General features: G+C 67.2%; 19 protein-coding genes and 1 tRNA gene. 12 read left to right on the forward strand and 8 right to left on the reverse strand.

From position 1 onward, the window contains the following. Positions 1 to 14: 14 nt before the first annotated feature. Both OG959_RS18585 and OG959_RS18590 read left to right on the forward strand, forming a co-directional pair. Positions 15 to 479: an NUDIX hydrolase gene (locus OG959_RS18585; protein WP_306070884.1), complete on the forward strand. Its 465-nt coding sequence runs from the start codon at positions 15 to 17 to the stop codon at positions 477 to 479. A gap of 407 nt (positions 480 to 886) precedes the next feature. Continuing rightward, on the forward strand, positions 887 to 3,838 hold the full coding sequence (locus OG959_RS18590) for an NACHT domain-containing protein (RefSeq protein ID WP_306070883.1): 2,952 nt from the start codon (positions 887 to 889) through the stop codon (positions 3,836 to 3,838). Between the two features lie 312 nt (positions 3,839 to 4,150). On the opposite strand, the gene OG959_RS18595 is transcribed toward OG959_RS18590, so the two are convergent. The 4 genes from OG959_RS18595 to OG959_RS18610 all read right to left on the reverse strand — a co-directional run bounded on the left by OG959_RS18595 (position 4,151) and on the right by OG959_RS18610 (position 6,195). After that, the gene (locus OG959_RS18595; RefSeq protein ID WP_306070882.1) at positions 4,151 to 4,432 is read right to left on the reverse strand and encodes a hypothetical protein; all 282 of its coding nucleotides are present in this window, start codon (positions 4,430 to 4,432) and stop codon (positions 4,151 to 4,153) included. Continuing rightward, positions 4,429 to 5,172: a GntR family transcriptional regulator gene (locus OG959_RS18600; RefSeq protein WP_306070881.1), complete on the reverse strand. Its 744-nt coding sequence runs from the start codon at positions 5,170 to 5,172 to the stop codon at positions 4,429 to 4,431. Before OG959_RS18600 ends, OG959_RS18595 begins: the two co-directional genes overlap by 4 nt. Then, on the reverse strand, positions 5,169 to 5,393 hold the full coding sequence (locus tag OG959_RS18605; protein WP_306070880.1) for a hypothetical protein: 225 nt from the start codon (positions 5,391 to 5,393) through the stop codon (positions 5,169 to 5,171). Before OG959_RS18605 ends, OG959_RS18600 begins: the two co-directional genes overlap by 4 nt. Before the next feature lie 523 nt (positions 5,394 to 5,916). Further along, on the reverse strand, positions 5,917 to 6,195 hold the full coding sequence (locus OG959_RS18610; RefSeq protein WP_326659853.1) for a hypothetical protein: 279 nt from the start codon (positions 6,193 to 6,195) through the stop codon (positions 5,917 to 5,919). A 78-nt stretch (positions 6,196 to 6,273) separates the two neighbouring features. On the opposite strand from OG959_RS18610, the gene OG959_RS18615 reads away from it, so the two are divergent. Next, positions 6,274 to 7,029: a GntR family transcriptional regulator gene (locus OG959_RS18615; protein ID WP_306070878.1), complete on the forward strand. Its 756-nt coding sequence runs from the start codon at positions 6,274 to 6,276 to the stop codon at positions 7,027 to 7,029. A 162-nt stretch (positions 7,030 to 7,191) separates the two neighbouring features. On the opposite strand, the gene OG959_RS18620 is transcribed toward OG959_RS18615, so the two are convergent. After that, positions 7,192 to 7,278, reverse strand: a tRNA-Ser gene (locus tag OG959_RS18620). A 53-nt stretch (positions 7,279 to 7,331) separates the two neighbouring features. Continuing rightward, the gene (locus OG959_RS18625; RefSeq protein ID WP_326659855.1) at positions 7,332 to 8,819 is read right to left on the reverse strand and encodes a S1C family serine protease; all 1,488 of its coding nucleotides are present in this window, start codon (positions 8,817 to 8,819) and stop codon (positions 7,332 to 7,334) included. Between the two features lie 190 nt (positions 8,820 to 9,009). Between OG959_RS18625 and OG959_RS18630 the strand changes: the two genes are divergently transcribed. The 3 genes from OG959_RS18630 (at position 9,010) to OG959_RS18640 (ending at position 11,805) form a co-directional block, all read left to right on the forward strand. Continuing rightward, the gene (locus OG959_RS18630) at positions 9,010 to 9,855 is read left to right on the forward strand and encodes a glycerophosphodiester phosphodiesterase (RefSeq protein WP_326659856.1); all 846 of its coding nucleotides are present in this window, start codon (positions 9,010 to 9,012) and stop codon (positions 9,853 to 9,855) included. Positions 9,856 to 9,964: 109 nt separating this feature from the next. Next, entirely contained in the window at positions 9,965 to 10,648 is a 684-nt protein-coding gene (locus tag OG959_RS18635; protein WP_326659857.1) for an ATP-binding protein, read from the forward strand. 191 nt (positions 10,649 to 10,839) lie between these two features. After that, entirely contained in the window at positions 10,840 to 11,805 is a 966-nt protein-coding gene (locus OG959_RS18640; RefSeq protein ID WP_326659858.1) for a DUF5926 family protein, read from the forward strand. A gap of 723 nt (positions 11,806 to 12,528) precedes the next feature. Here OG959_RS18640 and OG959_RS18645 read toward each other — a convergent pair. Then, positions 12,529 to 13,251, reverse strand: coding sequence for a bifunctional DNA primase/polymerase (locus OG959_RS18645; RefSeq protein ID WP_326659860.1), 723 nt, complete (start codon positions 13,249 to 13,251; stop codon positions 12,529 to 12,531). A gap of 482 nt (positions 13,252 to 13,733) precedes the next feature. Between OG959_RS18645 and OG959_RS18650 the strand changes: the two genes are divergently transcribed. After that, positions 13,734 to 15,221, forward strand: coding sequence for a PP2C family protein-serine/threonine phosphatase (locus tag OG959_RS18650; protein ID WP_326659861.1), 1,488 nt, complete (start codon positions 13,734 to 13,736; stop codon positions 15,219 to 15,221). A 123-nt stretch (positions 15,222 to 15,344) separates the two neighbouring features. Continuing rightward, positions 15,345 to 16,808, forward strand: coding sequence for an aminopeptidase P family protein (locus tag OG959_RS18655; RefSeq protein ID WP_326659863.1), 1,464 nt, complete (start codon positions 15,345 to 15,347; stop codon positions 16,806 to 16,808). A 37-nt stretch (positions 16,809 to 16,845) separates the two neighbouring features. Here OG959_RS18655 and OG959_RS18660 read toward each other — a convergent pair whose 3' ends face one another. Beyond that, complete coding sequence (locus OG959_RS18660) at positions 16,846 to 17,409, reverse strand: ATP-binding protein (protein ID WP_326659865.1); 564 nt, start codon at positions 17,407 to 17,409, stop codon at positions 16,846 to 16,848. Between the two features lie 258 nt (positions 17,410 to 17,667). Here OG959_RS18660 and OG959_RS18665 point away from each other — a divergent pair, with 258 nt between their 5' ends. The 4 genes from OG959_RS18665 to OG959_RS18680 all read left to right on the forward strand — a co-directional run bounded on the left by OG959_RS18665 (position 17,668) and on the right by OG959_RS18680 (position 20,555). Further along, positions 17,668 to 18,471 carry a hypothetical protein gene (locus OG959_RS18665; RefSeq protein ID WP_326659867.1) on the forward strand — a complete coding sequence of 268 codons (804 nt, stop codon included), beginning with the start codon at positions 17,668 to 17,670 and terminating at the stop codon, positions 18,469 to 18,471. A 164-nt stretch (positions 18,472 to 18,635) separates the two neighbouring features. Continuing rightward, complete coding sequence (locus OG959_RS18670; protein WP_326659869.1) at positions 18,636 to 19,379, forward strand: YcnI family copper-binding membrane protein; 744 nt, start codon at positions 18,636 to 18,638, stop codon at positions 19,377 to 19,379. Between the two features lie 79 nt (positions 19,380 to 19,458). Further along, a complete protein-coding gene (locus OG959_RS18675; RefSeq protein WP_219573950.1) occupies positions 19,459 to 20,112 on the forward strand; it encodes an SCO family protein in 654 nt (217 codons plus the stop codon). Continuing rightward, the gene (locus OG959_RS18680; RefSeq protein ID WP_326659871.1) at positions 20,109 to 20,555 is read left to right on the forward strand and encodes a copper chaperone PCu(A)C; all 447 of its coding nucleotides are present in this window, start codon (positions 20,109 to 20,111) and stop codon (positions 20,553 to 20,555) included. Before OG959_RS18675 ends, OG959_RS18680 begins: the two co-directional genes overlap by 4 nt. Positions 20,556 to 20,567: the final 12 nt, after the last annotated feature.

The following is a 20,567-nucleotide window of genomic DNA, read 5'->3' on the forward strand; positions in this document are numbered from 1 at the left end:
CTTCCCTGCCTCCTATGCTCCTCTACATGAGTCAATCACAGGAAGCGCCACCCGCTCCCCTGCACTCAGTGTCCGTAGCCGGAGCAGTGGTGCGTGAGGATGGCCGCCTCCTGGCGATTCGCCGAGCCGACAACGGCACCTGGGAGCTCCCGGGCGGCATCCTCGAAATCAACGAGACACCCGAAGCCGGCGTCGCCCGAGAGGTCTGGGAAGAGACAGGCATCCGCGTCGAGGTGGACCAACTCACCGGCGTCTACAAGAACACGACCCGAGGCATCGTCGCCCTGGTCTTCCGCTGCAAGCCCTCCGGCGGCACCGAGCGCACATCAAGCGAGTCGACAGCCGTCTCCTGGCTCACACCCGACGAGGTCAGCGAGCGCATGTCCGAGGTCTACGCGGTCCGCCTCCTGGACGCCCTGGACGGCAACGGCCCCCACGTGCGGAGCCACGACGGCAAGCAGCTCATCCCAGCGGGATAAGACTTTCTCTACTTCATCAAGGCCCGCGCACGGCGCGGGCGCGCACCGCCTCTGCGGCGCGGCCTGCCTCCTGTCTCCGCCCCGGCTGGCCGCGCCCGGCGGCGCGCTCGGCGTCTGCGGGCATGGAGTGGGGAGACACCCTCTGCGGCTGGGGCGGTCGGCTCCACGGCTTTAGGCAGCCACTTTGGGGCGAGCCTCTAAGATCTTGGCCCCAGCGTCGTGCTTTAACGGGCAGGTCCACAGACTGCCCGACTCGCCATCAGCTTACGGGGCCAAGATCACTCGCCCCAAAGCAGCTCCAGCCCAAAGCCGCTCCGCCGACCTTCGGTGGTTCAACTACTGAAACGCCAGCGCAGTCAAGGCGACCATGATAGAAAAGTCGCACGTTGACTAGGGGGCTGTGAACTGTGGTTGGTGTCGAGATTGCAATTGGTAAAGCTCTGGCAACTGCGGCCGGAAGAGCTGCCGGTGGAGGCGCCGCTAAGCTTGCTGGCATTCCAGGAGCTGCAATGGCCATGCGGTGGCGAAATCGGAAAACTCGCGCAGCTCTGACTCGACAGACAGAGTCATCTATCAGCCTCAACCTCCCCCCGGAGACGGCGCACTCTCTTGCCGAGTATCTGAACTCACCAGATTTTGAGGCCATCGCCCTATCTTTGGTTACGCAGATTTGGGCGAGCAGCGGAACTAAAAAACAGGAACAAAAATTCACGGAGACCAAGGAGAAGCTTGGAAAATCAATTCGACTGAATGTCGAAGCGGACTCCGAGCTTCTTAGTGATGTAAGTGAAGCAACATGGCAAGCCCTGCTGGAAAAGAGCCTTGAGAATGCTTCAAGAATTGTAGCTACTCAGGGCGAATCTCCCCTCACTCGCGCCGCTATGCTCAAAGTTGCCGCCTGCTACGCGGCCTCTGATGCGAAGTCGGCCAAAGCCTTGCGCGATGTAGAGGACCTAACACAGTTTCATCAGTTCGAAAACCAGCTGCGTGATCAGGTGAAGAACCTGCACGCAACAATGAAACTCCCGCACGCGGGTACTACCAAGAAGGTTCCATACAGCAAGCTTTTCGTGGAACCTAAGCTGGAAGTAGCAGTCAAACGAGAGCAAGATAATCACGTACCCCCTATTGACCTACAGAGCGTCCTGTCGACCTCTCACAGGACCGTGATTCTGGGAGACCCCGGAGGAGGTAAATCAACTCTATCTTTGAAACTCGCCTACGAAATTGCACGATCAACTGCACAGGCAACGAGTGCGCTAGTCCCCCTTCTCTTTATCTTGCGTGACCATGTAGAGGACTTCAAAGCAAATAACCTCACCCTGGTTGAGCACCTTGAGAATGTATGCAAGAAGCCATACAACGTTGACCCGCCTGCTGGAGCAGTTGAACATCTCCTTCAGAATGGGCGAGCTTTCGTGATCTTTGATGGACTCGATGAACTAACTGACACCTCGCTCAGGCGTCGAGTTGTCGAGTTCGTCGAATCCTTTGTTTACATGCACCCAAGCGTTCCTGTTCTCGTGACATCTCGACGGGTTGGTTACGACGAAGCACCCCTTGATGACTCCCTTTTCAGCACCGTGAATCTTGCTGAACTCGGGAGAGAGCAGGTTAAAGATTACGCAAACAAGTGGTTCATTCTGGATGAGACGATTGAGAGAGGCCGCCGGACTGAGCTTGCAGGGTCATTTTTGCAGGATAGTGAATTCGTATCAGACCTGCGAAAGAATCCACTAATGCTGTCCTTGATGTGCGGCATCTACGCCTCTGAAAACTACATCCCCGCTAATCGCCCTGATGTTTACAAAAAGTGTGCAGAGTTGCTTTTTGAAAAATGGGACAAACAGCGTGGGATCGGCATCCCGCTTCCTTTCGACGCCCATGTCAAACATGCTCTAAATGCCCTTGCCCTATGGATGTACTCCAGCCCAGGGGCGCAGCACGGCTTGAAAAGGGAAGCCCTAATCACCTTCGTCAGCAAGTTCCTGCTGGACAAGCGATTTGATGACGAAGTGGAGGCAGAGAATGCTGCCACCAAATTCGTAGACTTTTGCACGGGCCGGGCATGGGTACTCACTGACGTTGGGTCAGACGCAAATCAAGGCATTTATGGTTTCACTCATCGAACGTTTCTGGAATACTTCGCAGCTAACCAAATAGTTCGGCAAAACTCCTCCGCTGAAGCTCTCTTTTCGTTGCTTGCCCCGAAAATTGCGGCCGCGGAGTGGGATGTCGTTGCACAATTGAGTCTTCAAATTCTTGGAAATAATGTCGACGACGGTGCCGATGATTTCCTCCAGCTTGCGCTCGACAAGGCTACAGAGGAAGGTTCAAGCCCGGCAGCGCGAAATATTATCTCCTTTTGCGGGCGGGCACTCTCCTTCACCGTTCCACGGCCGGCCATTATTCGGGAAATTTGCGACCAGGCGGTCAGAATTTCCAGTGTGGCGAGGGAAGGAGAAAAGCCGCACATGTTGCTGACACCTAGGGACTTCGCCCCCCTTGAGTCAGTTCTACACTCAAGCGCGGAAAACCTTCCCTCTGTATCTAAGGCCGTTAAAGATGCGGCACTCAGGCTGGTAGCAGAGGAGCCGCACAATGCGCGCGCATTGTGTCAGTGTCTATTCTTGGCGCGTATTCCTGAATTGACGATGGGGCATTCAGCTGCTCTCCCTCCTGCAAATTCCGCGGTCTGGACCGACTTGCAACGAGAGCTTTTTACCCAAGTGCGAGGCAACCTGTCACTGCATAGCGATGAAGGCCACTGGGCCTCGCAGTTGCGGGCTATTTTGGGTGAGATTTCGATTACGGAAACCCTGCAACGTTTTGGCGTACAGGGTCTATATGGAGTAGATGCGAATCTATTCCAGCCTTTCGTTCGACCGTTCGTTCTTTCCATTCCGGCCTTGCGAGGCCCTTTCTATGGAGATTCAAGCCATTATGAGGACATCAATATTCTGAAACGGGCCGTCGAGGAGGTGGGTACCTACCTCCTCGATTTGCCAACCCCTTGGTTCTCTGCGAGCAACTCCCTAAAGGAGCTGTCCTTCCCCATTCTCCACAGCTCTTACGCGTCTCGCGCAGACCTGAGAGGCAAGGAGCTGGAAGGCGTGATCTTGATGTTCTGCCCGCTGGGCGAGCTGCTCACAGACGAGCAGACTTACGGCTTTGGAAGAACCTACGGTGTTATTCCAACGATGATTTCAAAGTGGGCCAAGGCTCGCCGCGAAAAAGAGTTCGTCCCTGGGGCTCTCGCCACTCTGCGCTCATTGAGCTTGAGCGAAAGAACATTCGAATTCTTGCAGAGTTGGATTCGCGGAGAGACGTCACTCGTAGATTTGACGAACACTAACTAAATAGCGCATGGATGGGCGGGCCTGGGTCTACGCCATGGAAGCGCCGTCCAGGGACGTCAGGCCACTCCTGCAATTGGTCTAATTTCGCCTCCATTAGCAGCATGCCAGGTTCGCTTGCCAAGTGAACCTGGCATGCAACCGCGACCCATCAAGGTTTAGCGATAAAGCGGCTTGCGGCGCGAAGCCAGGCCGGCATAGCGCAATGGGGAGGAGAACCCCAAATCTGTGGTCGGGTGCCCCTCCCCACGCAAAAGGACGGCCAGTTTCGGCTAACGCATTTTACCGCCGCTTCATCAGGTTCGGGCTGGTTCACTAACCTCGGAGCTGTCCTCGGCTGGCCGCAACGCGGAGCACGTCTCTCAGTGCGCCGGTCAGGTCGTGCCCCAGGTGGCGCAGGTCATCCGAGTCCGTGCTTTGGTCGTCCAGGGTTTTCCAGGCCTCTTCCAGCAGGTGTGCGGCCATGCAGAGTTGGACCGCTTCGATGTTGTCCGCCAGGCGGGACATGTAGCCGCCCCGGTCGTCGGTGCTCAGGTAGCAGGGCTTCCCCTCCGGGCCCGACCACGGGAGGAGCCGCAGTTCGTTCGGTGCTGTCATTTTCGGGTCGGCCTTCCGTCAAGTACGTGGTGGGCGGTGAAGACGGCGTCGGCGCGGTCTCCTGGGAAGGCCAGAATCGCGGCTTCGATGACGCGGCCGGTGGAGTCGGTGGCAATGCGGGTGATAGCGAGGACGGCCGTGGTCGATCCGATCCGGAGGGCCGAGGCTTCGTCCGGGGTTGGAGAGCGGGCGCAGACCGTCTCTCGGACAGTGGCCGGCGACGGGCCGAGGATGGCGAATCTCGTGACCGCTCCCCGGCTCACAGAGTCGTAGTCGAACACTCCGGCCGGGGCCAGGTCGCGCGGTATGTAGATGCGAGCCAGGCCGTGCGGCGTCCCTTGTTCGAGGCTGAGGCAGGAGTACTCCGCGAGGGGGCTGCCCGTTGGCACCTTCAGCAACGTCGTCAGGTGCACGGAGGCCGGAACCGTTGCGCTGCGAACCGTGACGCTCACCGTGGGCTCAGCAGCGGTCCAGGGGTCCAGCGTGCCCCAGCCACCGACGTACATGATCTTGCGACGTGGGCCACGCACGAAGTTGCCCTTGCCGTGGATCTTCTCGACGAGCCCTTCGCCCTGGAGCACGGCGAGGGCGCGTCGCAGAGTCACCGTGCTGACTTTGTACCGGCTGGCCAGGTCGGTTTCGGACTGTAGGCGCTCGCCAAGCTTGATGCGGCCTGTCGTGATCTGGCGACGGAGATCGTCGGCGATGTCGTGGTGACGAGGGGGCACGGAGCCGGTCACCGCCTTCTCAGCAGTCGTACGGCGACGAGCCGGGTACGCGTGTGTATGGCCAGCAGCTCGCCCGACTCGAAGACCAGTTGTTTGGCTCCCTGGGGGAGTTGAAAGAGGTCTCTCACCCGGCAGGCTTGGCCGCCGAGTTGGATGATGTCGCCGCGCTGCACGGTGGCCGCGGTGACCTCGATGTGGGAAACCAGTGCACCGATGGGGACTTGAGGCCTCACAGCGTCACCTCCCCGGACGCAGGCAGGTCGGGCGTCGAGTGGCACGGGCAGTCGCAGGCTTCGTAGATCACCGGGACGTCGACCGGGACCAAGAGCGGGGAGGACTCAACACAGGAAGAGTGCGTGCCGATCCGGCACGCGATTGAGCGGTAGGGGACGGAAGTCGTGTCCGCAGCGGGCGGCTGTCGACGAGGGGGCATCAGTGAACCCCCGCGAGTGCCGACCAGGCATCGGCCGGCAGACGAGGCGCGACGTCCACCGCTCGCGTCCGTACACGCGCTTCCCACGCCACCAGGTACGGACGGACAAGCGCGACGTCCTCACCTCTCAGGGGGCGACGGTGGACCGCGCCAACCGAAGCCTGGCCCAGGACGACGGTGGATACGTCAGCGGGCACGGTGGAGGTGGGTGCGGCCAGTGGCCGGGAAGGCGGTAAGGGGCGGCGGTGCCGGCCCTTGGGGAAGTGCCGCTCTCTGGTGAGCGAGGCGGCACGGCGGATACGGTTGAGCATGCTGTTCAGCTCCTATCGCTGATAGTCCGGTCCCCCGACGTCGCCTGTCGTGGGGACCGTTTTGCGTACGACCGCCCATAAGGTGCGGCCGTTCAAGCTGGTGGCCAGGAGTCCGAATCGATCGGCCTCAGCCACAACGTCCAGGACCTCCCGCCATGACTCGGCGGAGAGCGTTTCCGGCACTTCCGCCTCGACCGTCGTGAACCGGGTGTGCTCCTCCACGCGCGTGGGGAGCCCGGCGGCGGACAGCCGGGCGGCGATGGCCGCCGCACTCACTCCCGAAGCGGACACAGGGCAGCCTCCGTCACCAGCGATCACTTTCAGTGAATCTAGTTAACTAGATTAGAGCTAGTGGACTAGATTTTCCATATGTCTGAGCAACCGCCGTATCTCCGCATCGCCGACGAACTCCGGCAGCGCATCGCGGAGCACGTCTGGGGACCGGGGGACCGCCTCCCCTCCCGCGCGCAGATCGGCCAAGAGTGCGGCGTGGGCGAGAACGTGGTGCGCCGGGCGCAGGAGTTGCTGATCTCCCAGGGGGTGCTGGAGGGTCGGGCCGGATCGGGCACTTATGTCGCCGAAGCCCGGAAACGGGTTCGAGTCGTGCGGTCGTCCGCACGCGAACAGCCCAGCGGCTCCCCGTTTCGCCAGGACATGAAGGCTCTCGGCAGGCAGAGCGACTGGGAGAGCCGGACCGAGGCGAAGGTGCCGGCCCCGGCCGAGATCGCCGCGCGGCTGGGGATTGCCGAGGGCGAGCTGTGTGTGCGGACGACCTACGAGTTCCTGGCGGACGGCAGGCCGGTGCAGCTGTCGACGAGTTGGGAGCCCTACGACCTCACCGCGGGCACTCTCGTCGTCCTTCCCGAGGGAGGGCCGCACGCCGGGGCAGGTGTCGTGAACCGCATGGCCGTGATCGGAGTGACCGTCAGCCATGCAGTGGAGCAGCCGGAGCCCCGGCAGGCGACCGCCGAGGAGGCGTCGCTACTCGGCATCCAAAAGGCCGCACTCGTGACGCACATCCGGCGGACGTACTACAGCGACCAGGGCCGTCCCGTGGAAACAGCCGACATCGTGGTGCCCGCAGCGCACTGCGAGATCGTCTACGAGATCCCAATCAGCCGGTAGCGGGCAGTCCCCGGCAGCTCCAAAGCACTGCGCAGCCGTGCCCCCCGCGTGCCCCTTCCGTGCCCGATAGAGCGGGAAACCAGGGGGAACAGCGGTGACCGGCAGGGAGCGGGCATGGCAACGGCCCCTGACCATACGTCCTGGTCAGGGGCCGTTCACATGCGGTGGGTGTGGGATTTGAACCCACGGTGACATCGCTGCCACGACGGTTTTCAAGACCGTTCCCTTAGGCCGCTCGGGCAACCCACCCCGCGTCAGCAGCCGGTGAGGACCGGTTTCGACGCGGAGGACAGCCTAACCGGTCAGCTGTCGCCCTTGCGCTCGCCCAGGGTGACTTCCACCGTGGACGTCTTGCCGTCGCGCTTGTACGTCAGCGTGACCTTGTCGCCCGGCTTGTGGGTCCAGATCTCACCGATCAGGGTCGGCCCGCTGTCGACGACGGTGTCGTTGAACTTCGTGATGACGTCGCCCGCCCGGAGGCCGGCCCGGGCCGCGGGACCGTCCTTCGTGACCGCTTCCGTGCCACCGGCGCCCTGGTCCGAGATGACCGCACCGCCGGTCTTCTCGTCCATCGTCACCGTGGCGCCGATGACCGGGTAGACCGGCTGACCGGTCTTGATCAGCTGCTGGGCGACGTTCTTCGCCTGGTTGATCGGGATCGCGAAGCCGAGACCGATGGAACCCGCCTGGCTCTGGCCGGTGCTTCCGGTCGACTGGATCGCGGAGTTGATCCCGATGACCGCGCCGCCGGCGCTCAGCAGCGGACCGCCGGAGTTGCCCGGGTTGATCGAGGCGTCGGTCTGCAGCGCGCTCATGTACGAGTTGCTGCCTCCGGAGCCGTCACCGGAGGCGACCGGGCGGTTCTTCGCGCTGATGATGCCCGTGGTGACGGTGTTGGACAGACCGAACGGGGCGCCGATCGCGATCGTCGAATCGCCGACCGCCACCTGGTCCGAGTTGCCCAGCGGCAGCGGCGTGAGCCCCTGCGGCGGGTTCTTGAGCTTCAGGACGGCCACGTCGTACCCCTGGGCCCGCCCGACCACCTCGGCGTCGTACTTCTTGCCGTTGGAGAACGTCGCCGTGAGCTGGCCGCTGTCCGCCGCGGAGGCCACCACGTGGTTGTTCGTGAGGATGTGGCCTTCCTTGTCGTACACGAAGCCGGTGCCCGTACCGCCCTCGCCGTCACCGCCCTGCGCGTCGATCGTGACCACGCTGGGGAGCGCCTTGGCCGCGACGCCCGCGACCGTACCCGGGTCGCGCTTGAGGTCCTGGGGGGTGCCCGACGCGGCGACCGTGGTCGAACCGGAGGAGCCGGAGTCGTTGTTGCTGTCGGCGGCCCAGAAGCCGAGGGCTCCGCCGACTCCGCCCGCGACGAGTGCCGCCACGACCACCGCGGCCACCAGGCCGCCCGCGCCCCGCTTGCGCGGCGCGTCAGGCGTGTGCGGCTGGGCGGGCGCGCCCCACACGGGGCCGCCGCCCTGCGCTCCGTGGGCGTACGACGGGACCGCCGGCGGGGGCGGGGGCCAGCCGGCATCCGCCGCGGACTGCGGTGCGGCCGGGGGCGCGTACTGCGGCGCGGTCGGCGGAACCGGTGCCATGGGCGTGGTCGGCGGGTCCTGGGCGGGGGAGGCCGGCTGGTGCTGTGTGGTCGTCGCGTCCGGGTGCGGCGGGGCGTCGGGCGCGCTCCCGGGGAGCCCCTGGGGAGCGTCGGCCGGCACTGGAGGTGCGGACGGAACGGACGGGGCGGCCTCGGCCGCGTTGCCCTCGTTGCCCTCGTTCTCTGTGCTCACAGCTCTTTACTCCTCGGTTCCACATCATCATTCGGCAAGAGATCCGCTGTGTACGTGTCTGGAGTCAGCTTTTCCCACAGCACGTCAGGCCACTGTAAGCAGGACCTGTGCATCTGTGCACGGCCCCTTACATCGGACAAAACGGCCTCACGTCACCAGGTGTACGCATCCCTGGTCTCCCGGTGACACCATGACGCGGGTGACCCAAGCACGGCAGCAGCGCCCCAGCCAGCATCCCATCCAGGTCATCGCACACCGGGGCGCGTCCGACGACGCCCCCGAGCACACCCTGGCCGCGTACCGGAAGGCGATCGAGGACGGGGCCGACGCCCTTGAGTGCGACGTACGGCTCACTGCCGACGGTCATCTCGTATGCGTACACGACCGACGGGTGAACCGCACGTCCAACGGGCGAGGCGCGGTCTCCGCCCTGGAGCTCAACGAACTCGCGGCCCTCGACTTCGGCTCGTGGAAGGACCGCGAGGAGGCGGAGTCCCCGGACTGGGACCCGGTGCCTGGCGAACTCACCTCCGTGCTCACCCTGGAAAGGCTCCTCGAGCTCCTCGTCGAGACCAGGGCCGCCGGCCGGCCGCTGCAGCTGGCCATCGAGACCAAGCACCCGACGCGCTGGGCGGGCCAGGTCGAGGAACGCCTGCTGCACCTGCTGAAGCGCTTCGCGCTCGACGTGCCGCCCTCCGACGCCCCCTCGCCGGTCCGCATCATGAGCTTCTCGGCCCGCTCGCTGCACCGCATCCAGGACGCCGCGCCCCAGCTGCCCAGCGTCTACCTGATGCAGTTCGTCTCGCCGCGGCTGCGTGACGGACGGCTGCCGGCCGGTGCCCGGATCGCCGGGCCGGGGATGCGGATCGTACGCAGTCACCCGGGGTACATCGACCGCCTGCACCGCGCCGGTCATCGGGCGCACGTCTGGACGGTCAACGAACCGGAGGACGTCGAGCTCTGCATCCGGCTCGGGGTCGAGGCAATCATCACGAACCGTCCGAAGCAGGTTCTGGCCCAGCTGGGGCGCGCGTAGCCAGGGCGCCGGCCGGGAGCGCCGGCCGGGGAACAACCGGGGAGGCACCCCCGCACTTTCGGTCACAGGGAGTACACCGGCGCATTCGCCCCGTACCCGATCGTTACGAGTGCGTCACTCGCAGGCCATTGGCCGGTTTCCGGTCCAGCCCAGGGGGGCATCCACTCCGTGGCGTGGGGCAAAGGAGGTCTCGGGGGTGGCGTTGGTGGTGGCACAGGAAGTGCCCACGTCGTCGAGCATGGCCGTACCCCATGGCCCTGCGGGCGTGGGTCAGGCACGGCACCGGATGCGTGAGCAGTTGCGCAGCCACGGGGTGTCGGATTCGGTCGTCGACGATGCTGTTTTGATCCTTTCCGAACTGCTCAGCAACGCCTGCCGGCACGGCAGGCCGCTGGGCCGGCACACCGATGTCGGAGACGGTGATGTGCGCGCCGCCTGGCGCGTCGACAGAACGGGCGGGCTGACCGTCGAGGTGACGGACGGAGGCGGCCCGACGCGGCCGGTTCCAGCCACTCCTTCGGTGACCGCTCACGGCGGCCGGGGCCTCAACATCATCAGCGCCCTCGCCGAGGAGTGGGGTGTGCGTGACAACTCGTCCGGCGAGGTCACGGTCTGGGTCCTGGTCAACGAGGGGCACGGTCATGCCGACGAACGGCCTGCCGCACGGGGCGGCACGCGAAGCAATGGACGGGGCGTAGGCACGACAGGGCCATCGGGCCGCGGCTCGGGGGTGAACGGTGCGGCGGGTCTCGACGGGCTGGACTTCGCCGGCGCGTTCGACGACGTGGGCTGAACCTGGGCGGCGCACCGCGGTGGTCGCGGCGGGATACCCGAAAGCCGGGACGCCGGAAGACCGGGAGGCCGGAAAGCCGGGAGCGCTGTCGCCGGGAAGCCGGCTGCCGGGTCGGCCGTGCCCCCGTACGGCGCACGGACGGCTAGGCTCGCGGCCCAGACCGCACTGTCGCAATCGGGAGAAAGCCCACCATGGCGAAGAAGCGCCCTCAGACCAAGGCCGGGAAGCAGCAGCTTGACGACGGCGAGATCCCGGTGGTCGGGGCTCGCGAGCCCTGCCCGTGCGGTTCGGGCCGCCGTTACAAGGCCTGCCACGGCCGCGCCGCCGCCCAGGCCGTGGCCGAACTCGTCCAGCGCCCCTTCGAGGGCCTGGCCGGCGAATGCGACTGGGTCGCGCTGCGCGAGCTGGTGCCCGCGGCCACGGTCGAACTGACCCTGAAGGACGGACTGCCCGAGGGCGTGCCGTCGGTGACGCTCGCGACCGTTCTCCCGATGGCGTGGCCCGCACTGCGGCGCGACGACGGGTCGGTCCTGCTCGCCCTGCAGAACGACACCTCTTCCGGCGACCTCAGCCGCGACCTCGCCGACACGCTCCAGCGGGCGCTGGAGGCCGATCCCGGCTCGCCCGTCGCCGCCCGGCGCGTACCGGCCGAAGGGCCGCGGCTCCAGGACCTCCTGGACGCCGACGCCCCGTTCGCGCCCGTCGTGCACTCGGGCTTCGAGTTCTGGGTGCCGGACGCGGAGAACGCCACGGCCGAGGTGTCCGCGTCCCTGGAGCGCGCCAACGACGCGGCGCTCCCGACCGTCCTGCTTTCCGGGGTGGACGCCGCCTACTGGTGCGAGACCCCGGAGAAGAACCACCTGCGCTGGGTCATGCCGCACCCCGAGGAGCGGCTCCTGGACGCGCTCGCCCGGCTGCACGCCGCCGGCGCCTCCTCACTCGGGGAAGGGACCCGACTGGTCGGCTCCTTCCGTGCGCACGGCCTGATGGTCCCGGTCTGGGACCTGCCGAGCTCGATGGGTGCCGAGGAGTGCGAGAAGCCCGCCGTCGCGTTCGCGGAGCGGCTCACGACGGCGCTCGCGTCGGACGCGCCGCTCACCGCCGAGGAGCGTCGGGCACGTGGTGGGCTCACCAACCGCCAAGTGACCCTCAGCTGACAGTGACCACCGCCCGGACCGTACGGTGACGCCCGTCACAACTCGCCGTACTCACAGGTAAATCGCTGTCCGAATACGCGAGATCGAATTTGCGAACGGCAGATCTCTTGTTACCGTTCTAGAAGCCCGGTCGCTGGTGCATCCCCCGTCGCCAGCGATCGGGCATCCTCATGTCCGGGCACGGCGCACCACGGCGCATCACACGGCGCACGAACCGCGCACAGGCCCTGCACAGCAACTGGTCGCGCCCCCGGCTTCCTCGCCCGCCCCACACCCCGCCTCGGCCGTCCTTCGACGGCCTGGAGACGCCTTCCACGTGGCCCGGCGTCAACCCACCACCGCGGACGCCTTGTTGGGTCCCGCGTCGACAACGCCTCCGCACGATCACCGGACCGCTCGGAATCGGACAGAAGTCGTCGGAGGCTCCCCTTTCCGATTTCTCCGCGAAACAGCTCCCGAAGAGATCTTCGAAGAGCGATCGAACGGTTTCCGGAAAGCGCATCAGAAAGCCGACCACCGGCGGACTTTGCACCGGCAGACTTTGCATGACCGAAACGGCCCGCACGGAATGACCGAAACGAACCCCGCCGATCACCTCACCCGGAAGTGATACGCCGGGGATCCGACAGCGCTGGGTAATGACGGCGGGCGAAGAAGGGGCCAAGAAGGGGGCCAAGAAGCGGACGAAGAAGCACCACCACCCACCACCCGGCGGCCCGCAGCTCAGTACGCGAGCCGGCTTCCGCCGTCCGGGGCGCTGTTGCTCGCCTCGACCAGCGCGTCGAGCAGCGCCCCCACGTCCGGCAGCCACGGCGACGCCACCGCCCGGACCGGCGCCCCGCCGCCGGAGCCCGGCCGGGACACCCGCTCCGGCGCCCGCTCCCAGCGCACCTGCCCCGTGCCGATCCCCGACGGCGGAAGAACGAGATAGCCGCCCTCGCCGTGGAACCGCAGCGAACTGGGCACCCAGTCCTGAGCGTGCAGCAGTTCACCGAGCCGTTCGAGCGTGTACGGAGCGACCAGCAGCGACCATCGGGTCGGCGTCGCCACCACGGGGCCCAGCCGCATGCCCATCCGGTCGAGTTCCGCCAGTGCACGGGCACCGGCCACCGCCGGCAGGCTCAGCGCGCACGGCGCGCGCCCGCCCGTGGCCAGCAGAAGCGGAGCGGTGGGCCGGTTCGTCCACCACCAGCGCACCATCCGGGCGTCGGTGGTCGCGGCGAGCAGTCCGGGATCGAAGGGGTGAGCGCCGGGAACGGCGCACTCGGGGTCGGGGCAGGCGCAGCCGCGGCCGCGCTCACCACGGCCGCCGGCCGCCTGGAGGCCCACCCCCGGGAGCACGGGCCACTGCCATGCGGTGGCACAGGTCAGGGCCGCGTCGAGCCGGGCGGTCCCGCCCTTGCGTCCGAGCCGGAGCCTGCGTCGCCTTCCGAGGATCTCGCGCATGAGCGCTCGTTCCTTTCCGTTGAACGCCGAGGGTCCACATCACACCACGCGCGCGTCACAACACGTGTGCGGATCTTCACTGTGTGTACATGCCCGTCGAGCCTGCGGTACGGGTTGGTCGTCGGTACCGAGCCTGAGCTGTGCTGAGCCGAATCGAGCCGGTTCCAGTCGAGAATGTCGCGAGGTGCAGGGCGCGTATCGCGCCTGCCGTCCGTCGTACGACCCCGCCACTCGGGGGTGGGGCGTTGGCCGTCACAGGTGAGGACGTCCGGGCCCGCTGCCAGGTTCCGGAGGCGGTCGGAACCGCCTCTGGCCATCTACCGATTTACGTACCCAGCATGCCCGGAATGACGCTCCCCCTGGCACTTCACCCGGGGGCAACCCCCGGTCGAGCACCATCAGTCGACCGCAAATGACTGCCGCAGGGTGCATTTTTTGGCCAAGTTACTCACCCCCCGGACACCACAAATCCCGTGGGGACAATGCTGGACATCGCCTTACTTGTGCGTGTACATGTGGATGCACTGATAGCGGCGCAGAATGACATGGGGGTTTGCGATGCTATTCGACGAAACAAACCAGTCGGAAAGCCGGCGACCATGAGCGCCCCACACCTGCCGAAAGTGGCTGGAATCGATCCCACAGTTCCGGTTTCGGCGCACACTGCCGGGCCTCTCTCCGAGGTTCCGGCCGCGCCCGGCGCCTTCATCCAGGACCGTCTGGCGGGCTGGGTCTCCGACCTCACGACGCTGCACGAGCTCACCGAGCGGCTGGCCAGAACCAGCACCCTCGACGACGCCCTGCACGAGCTGCTCGATGCCGGGGCCGCACTCGTGGGCGCCCGGCGCGGGCTGATCGCCTTCGAGCCGTCCGACCGCCGCGGCCCCGTCAGCACCATCGGCCTCGGTCTGGCCCACGCGGAGCTCGGCCAGATCGAGACGGTTCCGCGAAGTGCCACCTCCTACGGCCGCATCCTGGAAGGTCTGCCGAACGCCGACGGCCCGCTGACCACCCCCGATCTGCTCGGCGACACCAGCCTGGACCCCCGCAGGCGAGAGGTCGCCGCCCGTCTGGGCTACGCCGCCAGTTACGCGCTGCCCATCACCACCGAGCGGACCGGACGGCTCGCCGCCGCGGTCTGGCTCTACGACGAACCCGCCGAGCCGCTCGAACGCCAGCGCCACCTCGTCGGCCTGTACGCCGGATACGCCGCCGAACACCTGGCCCGGCTGCTGGAACTGGAACGGGCCAGGACCGACGTCGCCACCATCGCCGAGGAGCTCCTGCCCAGCCGGCTGCCCCGCGTCCCCGGCGTACAGCTGGCCGTACGCCATCACGCCGCGCCGCAGAGCGGCAGCGACTGGTACGACGCGCTGGCGCTGCCGGAAGGAGCGCTCGGCCTCTCCGTGGGCTCGGTCGGCGGCTCCGGGCCCAGCGCCCTGGCCGCCATGGGCCGGCTGCGCGCGGGCCTGCGGGCGTACGCGGTGATGGAGGGCGAGGATCCGGTCGCCGTGCTCTCCGATCTCGAACTCCTGATGCGGCTGACCGAACCGGCCCGTTCCGCGACCGCGCTCTTCGCCTACTGCGAGCCCACCCGCCGCAAGATCCTGCTGGCCGGTGCCGGGCACACCCCGCCGCTGATCGTCGGCGACCGGCGCACCGAGTTCGTCGAGACGACCCTCTCCGCTCCCCTGGGCATGCTCGCGTGCTGGGAGGCGCCGAGCGTGGAGATCGCCCCGGCTCCCGGGGAGACGGTCCTGCTGTACACCGACGGTCTGCTGCGCCGCGCCGGTGACTCGATGGACCGGGCGTTCGCGCGGCTCCACTCGGCCGCGGCGAGCGTCCCGAAGGCGCTGCGCCACGACGCCGGATCGGTCGCCGACCACGTGGTGCGCACCGTGCTGCCCGACGGGATCGACCGGGGCGACGGCACCGAGGACGTGGTCCTGCTCGCGGCGCGTTTCGACTGAGCCGGCCGCCCGCCGGCCGGTAGCGGCGGGCCACCCTGTGTAAGAGGTCTTCCGGCCCTGGGCCCCCTTCCGTACGCCCGTACGATGGAGGGGGTCCAGTGTCGTATCAAGGAGAGACAAGTCGTGTCTGAGGAGCTCACCCCGGAGAACCCGGAGACCGAAGAGGCAGAGCCGGTCAAGCAGCGGAAGAACGGCCTGTACCCGGGCGTCTCCGATGAGCTCGCCGCGAACATGAAGTCCGGTTGGGCCGACACCGAGCTGCACGGCCTGGAGCCGATCGCCCAGGCCGCGCACACCGCCGACCGCCGCGCCGCGCTCTCGGCGCGCTTCCCGGGCGAGCGGCTGGTCGTTCCGGCAGGCCGGCTGAAGACCCGGTCCAATGACACCGAGTACGCCTTCCGCGCCTCCACCGAGTACGCGTACCTCACCGGCGACCAGACCCAGGACGGCGTCCTCGTCCTGGAGCCGAAGGACGACGGCCACGAGGCGACCGTCTACCTGCTGCCGCGCTCCGACCGGGAGAACGGCGAGTTCTGGCTCGACGGCCAGGGCGAGCTGTGGGTCGGCCGCCGTCACTCCCTGACCGAGGCCGGGAAGCTGCTCGGCATTCCGGCGAAGGACGTCCGCGAGCTGCCCGCCGCGCTGACCGAGGCCACCGGCCCGGTCCGCAACGTCCGTGGTCACGACGCCGGCATCGAGGCCGCGCTCACCGACAAGGTCACCGCGGAGCGCGACGAGGAACTGCGTGTCTTCGTCTCCGAGGCACGTCTGGTCAAGGACGCCTTCGAGATCGCTGAGCTGCAGAAGGCCTGCGACATCACCGCGCGCGGCTTCGAGGACGTCGTGAAGGTCCTCGACAAGGCCGAGGCCACGAGCGAGCGCTACATCGAGGGAACGTTCTTCCTCCGCGCCCGCATCGAGGGCAACGACATCGGCTACGGATCGATCTGCGCCGCCGGCCCGCACGCCACCACCCTGCACTGGGTACGCAACGACGGCGCGGTGCGCTCGGGCGAACTGCTGCTGCTCGACGCCGGCGTGGAGACCAACGACCTCTACACCGCCGACGTGACCCGCACGCTTCCCATCAACGGCACGTTCACGCCGCTGCAGCGGAAGATCTACGACGCGGTGTACGAGGCGCAGGAGGCCGGCATCGCCGCGGTGAAGCCCGGCGCAGGCTTCCGCGACTTCCACGACGCCGCGCAGCGCGTGCTCACCGAGAAGCTCATCGAGTGGGGTCTGCTCGGCGACCGGACCGTGGACGAGGTCCTGGAGCTGGGGCTGCAGCGCCGCTGGACGCTGCACGGCACCGGTCACATGCTCGGCATGGACGTCCACGACTGCGCCGCCGCGCGGACCGAGTCGTACGTCAACGGGACGCTGGAGCCCGGCGTCTGCCTCACCGTGGAGCCCGGCCTCTACTTCCAGGCCGACGACCTGACCGTTCCCGAGGAGTACCGCGGCATCGGCGTCCGGATCGAGGACGACATCCTCGTCACCGAGGACGGCAACCGGAACCTCTCGGACAAGCTGCCGCGGCAGGCCGACGAGGTCGAGGCGTGGATGGCCCGGCTCAAGGGCTGACCGTCCGCCCCGTACCGCGCGCCGGAGGGCGCCCTGCTCAGGAGACCATGAGCAGGGCGCCCTCCCGCCATTTCAGGACCTTGTCGAAACTCACCACCGCCCCGCCGTGCCCCGGCCGGTTGCCGAAGTGGACGTGATCGGCGAGCTGCTCGATGAGACACAGCCCGCGCCCGTCCTCGGCGGTGAGCGGCGGGTGCTCGGCGTACTGCGGCGGGTACTGCTGCGTGGATGCGTACGGCTGCTCTGCCTCGTGCTGCTGTGCGGCGGTGCGAAGTGCGCGCCTCGCGGGGAACCCCGGTCCGGAATCGGCGACTTCGATACGGCATTTCTCGCCGTCCAGATACGCGGTGACCCGGTACTGCCCGCAGGCGGTACCGGACGGCTCCTCCCAGGCTTCCCAGGTGTCCGCTCCCTCGCCCCGGTCTCCGCGTGCCCCGCCGTGCTCGACGGCGTTGGCACAGGCTTCGCTCAGGGCGAGCGACAGGTCGAAGGAGACGTCCGGGTCCACGCCCGCTGATTCCATCGTGCCGAGCAGGAACCGTCGGGCGAGCGGAACGCTCGCAGCTTCGCGCCGCAAATGGAGTGACCACCAGATGCTCATGCTCCAGCCTCCTGGCTGCGGCTCGACATACCGATACGTATTGCCGCCCGAGGCCGTTCGTAAGCGCGGGCGGGGTGTGAGACCGCTCATTCGGCGGATACCCGTATGCGCCACACCTGTGCATCCCCGCCCCATAGAACCGTTCTGCCCCGTCAGTAACCGGTCCGAACGTGCCCGGCTCCCGCCCATTCGGGCGGAAGACGACCTTCCGGACCTGCCGTACGGGGACGGGGGGTGCAGTGGGATGATGTCTCGGCCATGACTACGTCTGTGGGACGCGCCGGAGCCGGTATGCGGCTGCTGAGGGCCGCGGTGTTCGCCGCGGTCTGTGTCGCGCTGTCCGCAGCCGGGCACGCGCTGGCCGCCTGCGCGACGGTCCCCTGGTGGACGCTGCTCGCAGGATTCCTCGGGATCCTCGCGGTGACGGCCCCGCTCGCCGGACGCGAACGCTCCCTGCCGTCCATCGCCGGCGCCCTGGCCGGCGGACAGCTCGTCCTGCACACACTCTTCGGCGTGGGTACGCACACCGCCTCGCCCCGGGTACCGGCCGGTGAGGACGCGCTGATCCGGTTCGCGGCGAACCTCGTCTGCGGTGCCGGGCCCGACCGGCTGAACGCCGCCGACGCCCACCGCATCGTCACCACCGCGGGCATCGACCCGGCGTCGGTGACCGGGCAGGCCCATCAGCACCTGGCGGCCGCCCCCTCCACCGACACGGCCGGCCTTGCCGGGATGCTGCCGGACCTTCCCATGGTGCTCGGCCATCTGCTGGCCGCGCTGGCTGCCGGCTGGCTGCTGCGACGCGGAGAGGTCGCCCTGTTCCGCCTCGCCCGGCTGTCGCTCCACGGCGCCCAGCAGGTGGCGGCCGGAGCGCGGCTGCGGGCGTTGCGCGCCGCGCTCGTCCTCGTGGCCGCGCTGCGCGCGGGGCTTCCCGGCGGGCCGACGACGGGGCCGCGCATCTCCCGTACCGCCGTGGACGCGCCGTGCCCGGCCACCGGGGATCCCTTGCAGCACATGGTGATCAGGCGCGGGCCGCCCTCCGTATTCACCCTCGCAGCCTGACGCGACGCCCTCCACGCGATGCCCGCGCGCCCCTGCCACGCACCCCCGGTGCCGGTACGGGTCCTCGTACGCACGCCGCTCGTGAGGAAGAGGTGTCGCGACCCCGTCGCGCACCCGCGCGCCGGAGCACCCTTCCTTCGTGCATCTGTGGAGTGATCCCTGCCATGAACGTTTCCCGCATCGCCCTCGCCGGCGGCGTCGCCGCGTCCACCGTACTGATCCTCGCCGGTACGGCCTCGGCCCACGTCAGCGTCCAGCCGCAGGGCGAGGCCGCCAAGGGCGGTTACGCCGTCATCAACTTCAAGGTCCCCAACGAGCGCGACGACGCCTCGACGACCAAGCTCGAAGTCAACTTCCCCACCGACCACCCGCTGGCGTCCGTCATGCCGCAGCCCGTGCCCGGCTGGGACATCAAGGTGACCACCAGCAAGCTGGCCAAGCCGCTCGACATGCACGGCAAGAAGATCAACGAGGCCGTCTCCAAGGTCACCTGGACCGCCGACGGCAGCAAGATCGAGCCCGGTCGCTTCCAGCAGTTCCCGCTCTCCGTCGGCCAGCTCCCGGAGGACGCCGACCAGTTGGTGTTCAAGGCCATCCAGACGTACGACAACAAGGAGGTCGTGCGCTGGATCGAGGAGCAGAAGGACGGCGCGGAGGAGCCCGAGAGCCCTGCTCCGGTCCTCAAGCTGACCGCGGCCGCCGAGGACGCGCACGGTGCCACCGCCGCCTCCGGCTCGGACTCCGCCGACAAGAACGCCACGGACGACCACGCGAAGGACGAGCAGACGACGGCCTCGGCGTCCTCCTCCAGTGACACCACGGCCCGTGTGCTCGGCATCGTCGGCATCGTCATCGGCGTCGCGGGCGTCGCCTTCGGCGTCCTGGCCGGCCGTCGCCGTACCGCCTGAACACCTATGCACCGGTTCCACGCACACGTCCCACCCGTAAGTCCCACCCGCTCCACCGACCCATCAGGAACAGTGCTCCATGGTTAAGAAGTCTGTGCTGGCCGCGGCGCTCGTCGCCGCGGCCGCGCTCACCCTGTCCGCCTGTGGCGGCAGTGACAACGACAGCAAGAAGCCCATCGCCGACGTGTCGGTGGAGGCGAAGACGCAGGCCGCGACGGTGCTCGACCAGCCGTTCACCAAGCCGAACCTCGTCCTGACCGACACCCACGGCAAGAAGTACGACCTGCGCGAGCAGACCAAGGGCAAGCCGACGCTCATCTACTTCGGCTACACCAACTGCCCCGACGTCTGCCCGCTCATCATGAGCAACATCGCGATCGCCAAGAAGTCCCTCCCCAAGGCCGACCAGGAAAAGCTCCAGGTCGTCTTCGTCACCACCGACCCGGAGCGGGACACCCCGGCCTCGCTGGGCTCCTGGCTCAAGGCCCAGGACCCCTCCTTCATCGGTCTCACCGGCGACTTCCCGACCATCCAGGCGGGCGCGCGGCAGATCGGTATCGGTATCGACGCTCCGAAGAAGGAGAAGGACGGCACGGTCGTCTCGATGCACGGCTCCCAGGTCATCGCCTTCTCCCCGAAGACCGACCAGGGCTACGTGCTGTACAGCGAGGACACGACGCCCGACGACTACACCAAGGACCTCCCCAAGCTCGTCAAGGGGGAGAAGCCGTGAACCGCCGCTCGACCCTCGCCGGCGTCCTGGCCCTCTCCACGGGGCTGACGCTGGCGGGGTGCTCGTCCTCGGACGCACCGGAGCTGAAGGTCATGGGCGCGTTCATGCCGCAGCCCGTCAACGACATGGCAGCGGCCTTCCTCGTCGTGCGGAACGACGGCGGCAGCTCCGACCGCCTCACCTCGGTCACCAGTCCGCTGTCTGACGACGTCACGATCCACGAGACGAAGAACCAGGCCATGCGCATGGTGACGTCCTTCGACGTACCCGCGGGCGGTGAGCTGGATCTGGAACGCGGTGGAAACCACATCATGTTCATGAAGCTCAAGCAGCAGCCCAAGCAGGGCGAGACCGTGTCCGTGGAACTGCACTTCGAGAAGGCCGGCCCCATGAAGGTCGATCTTCCCGTGAAGGAGACCACCCACAACCCGAAGAAGCAGTGAGGGACTGACACA

This window comes from Streptomyces sp. NBC_00385 (assembly GCF_035917155.1).
GTDB classification, from domain to species: domain Bacteria; phylum Actinomycetota; class Actinomycetes; order Streptomycetales; family Streptomycetaceae; genus Streptomyces; species Streptomyces poriferorum.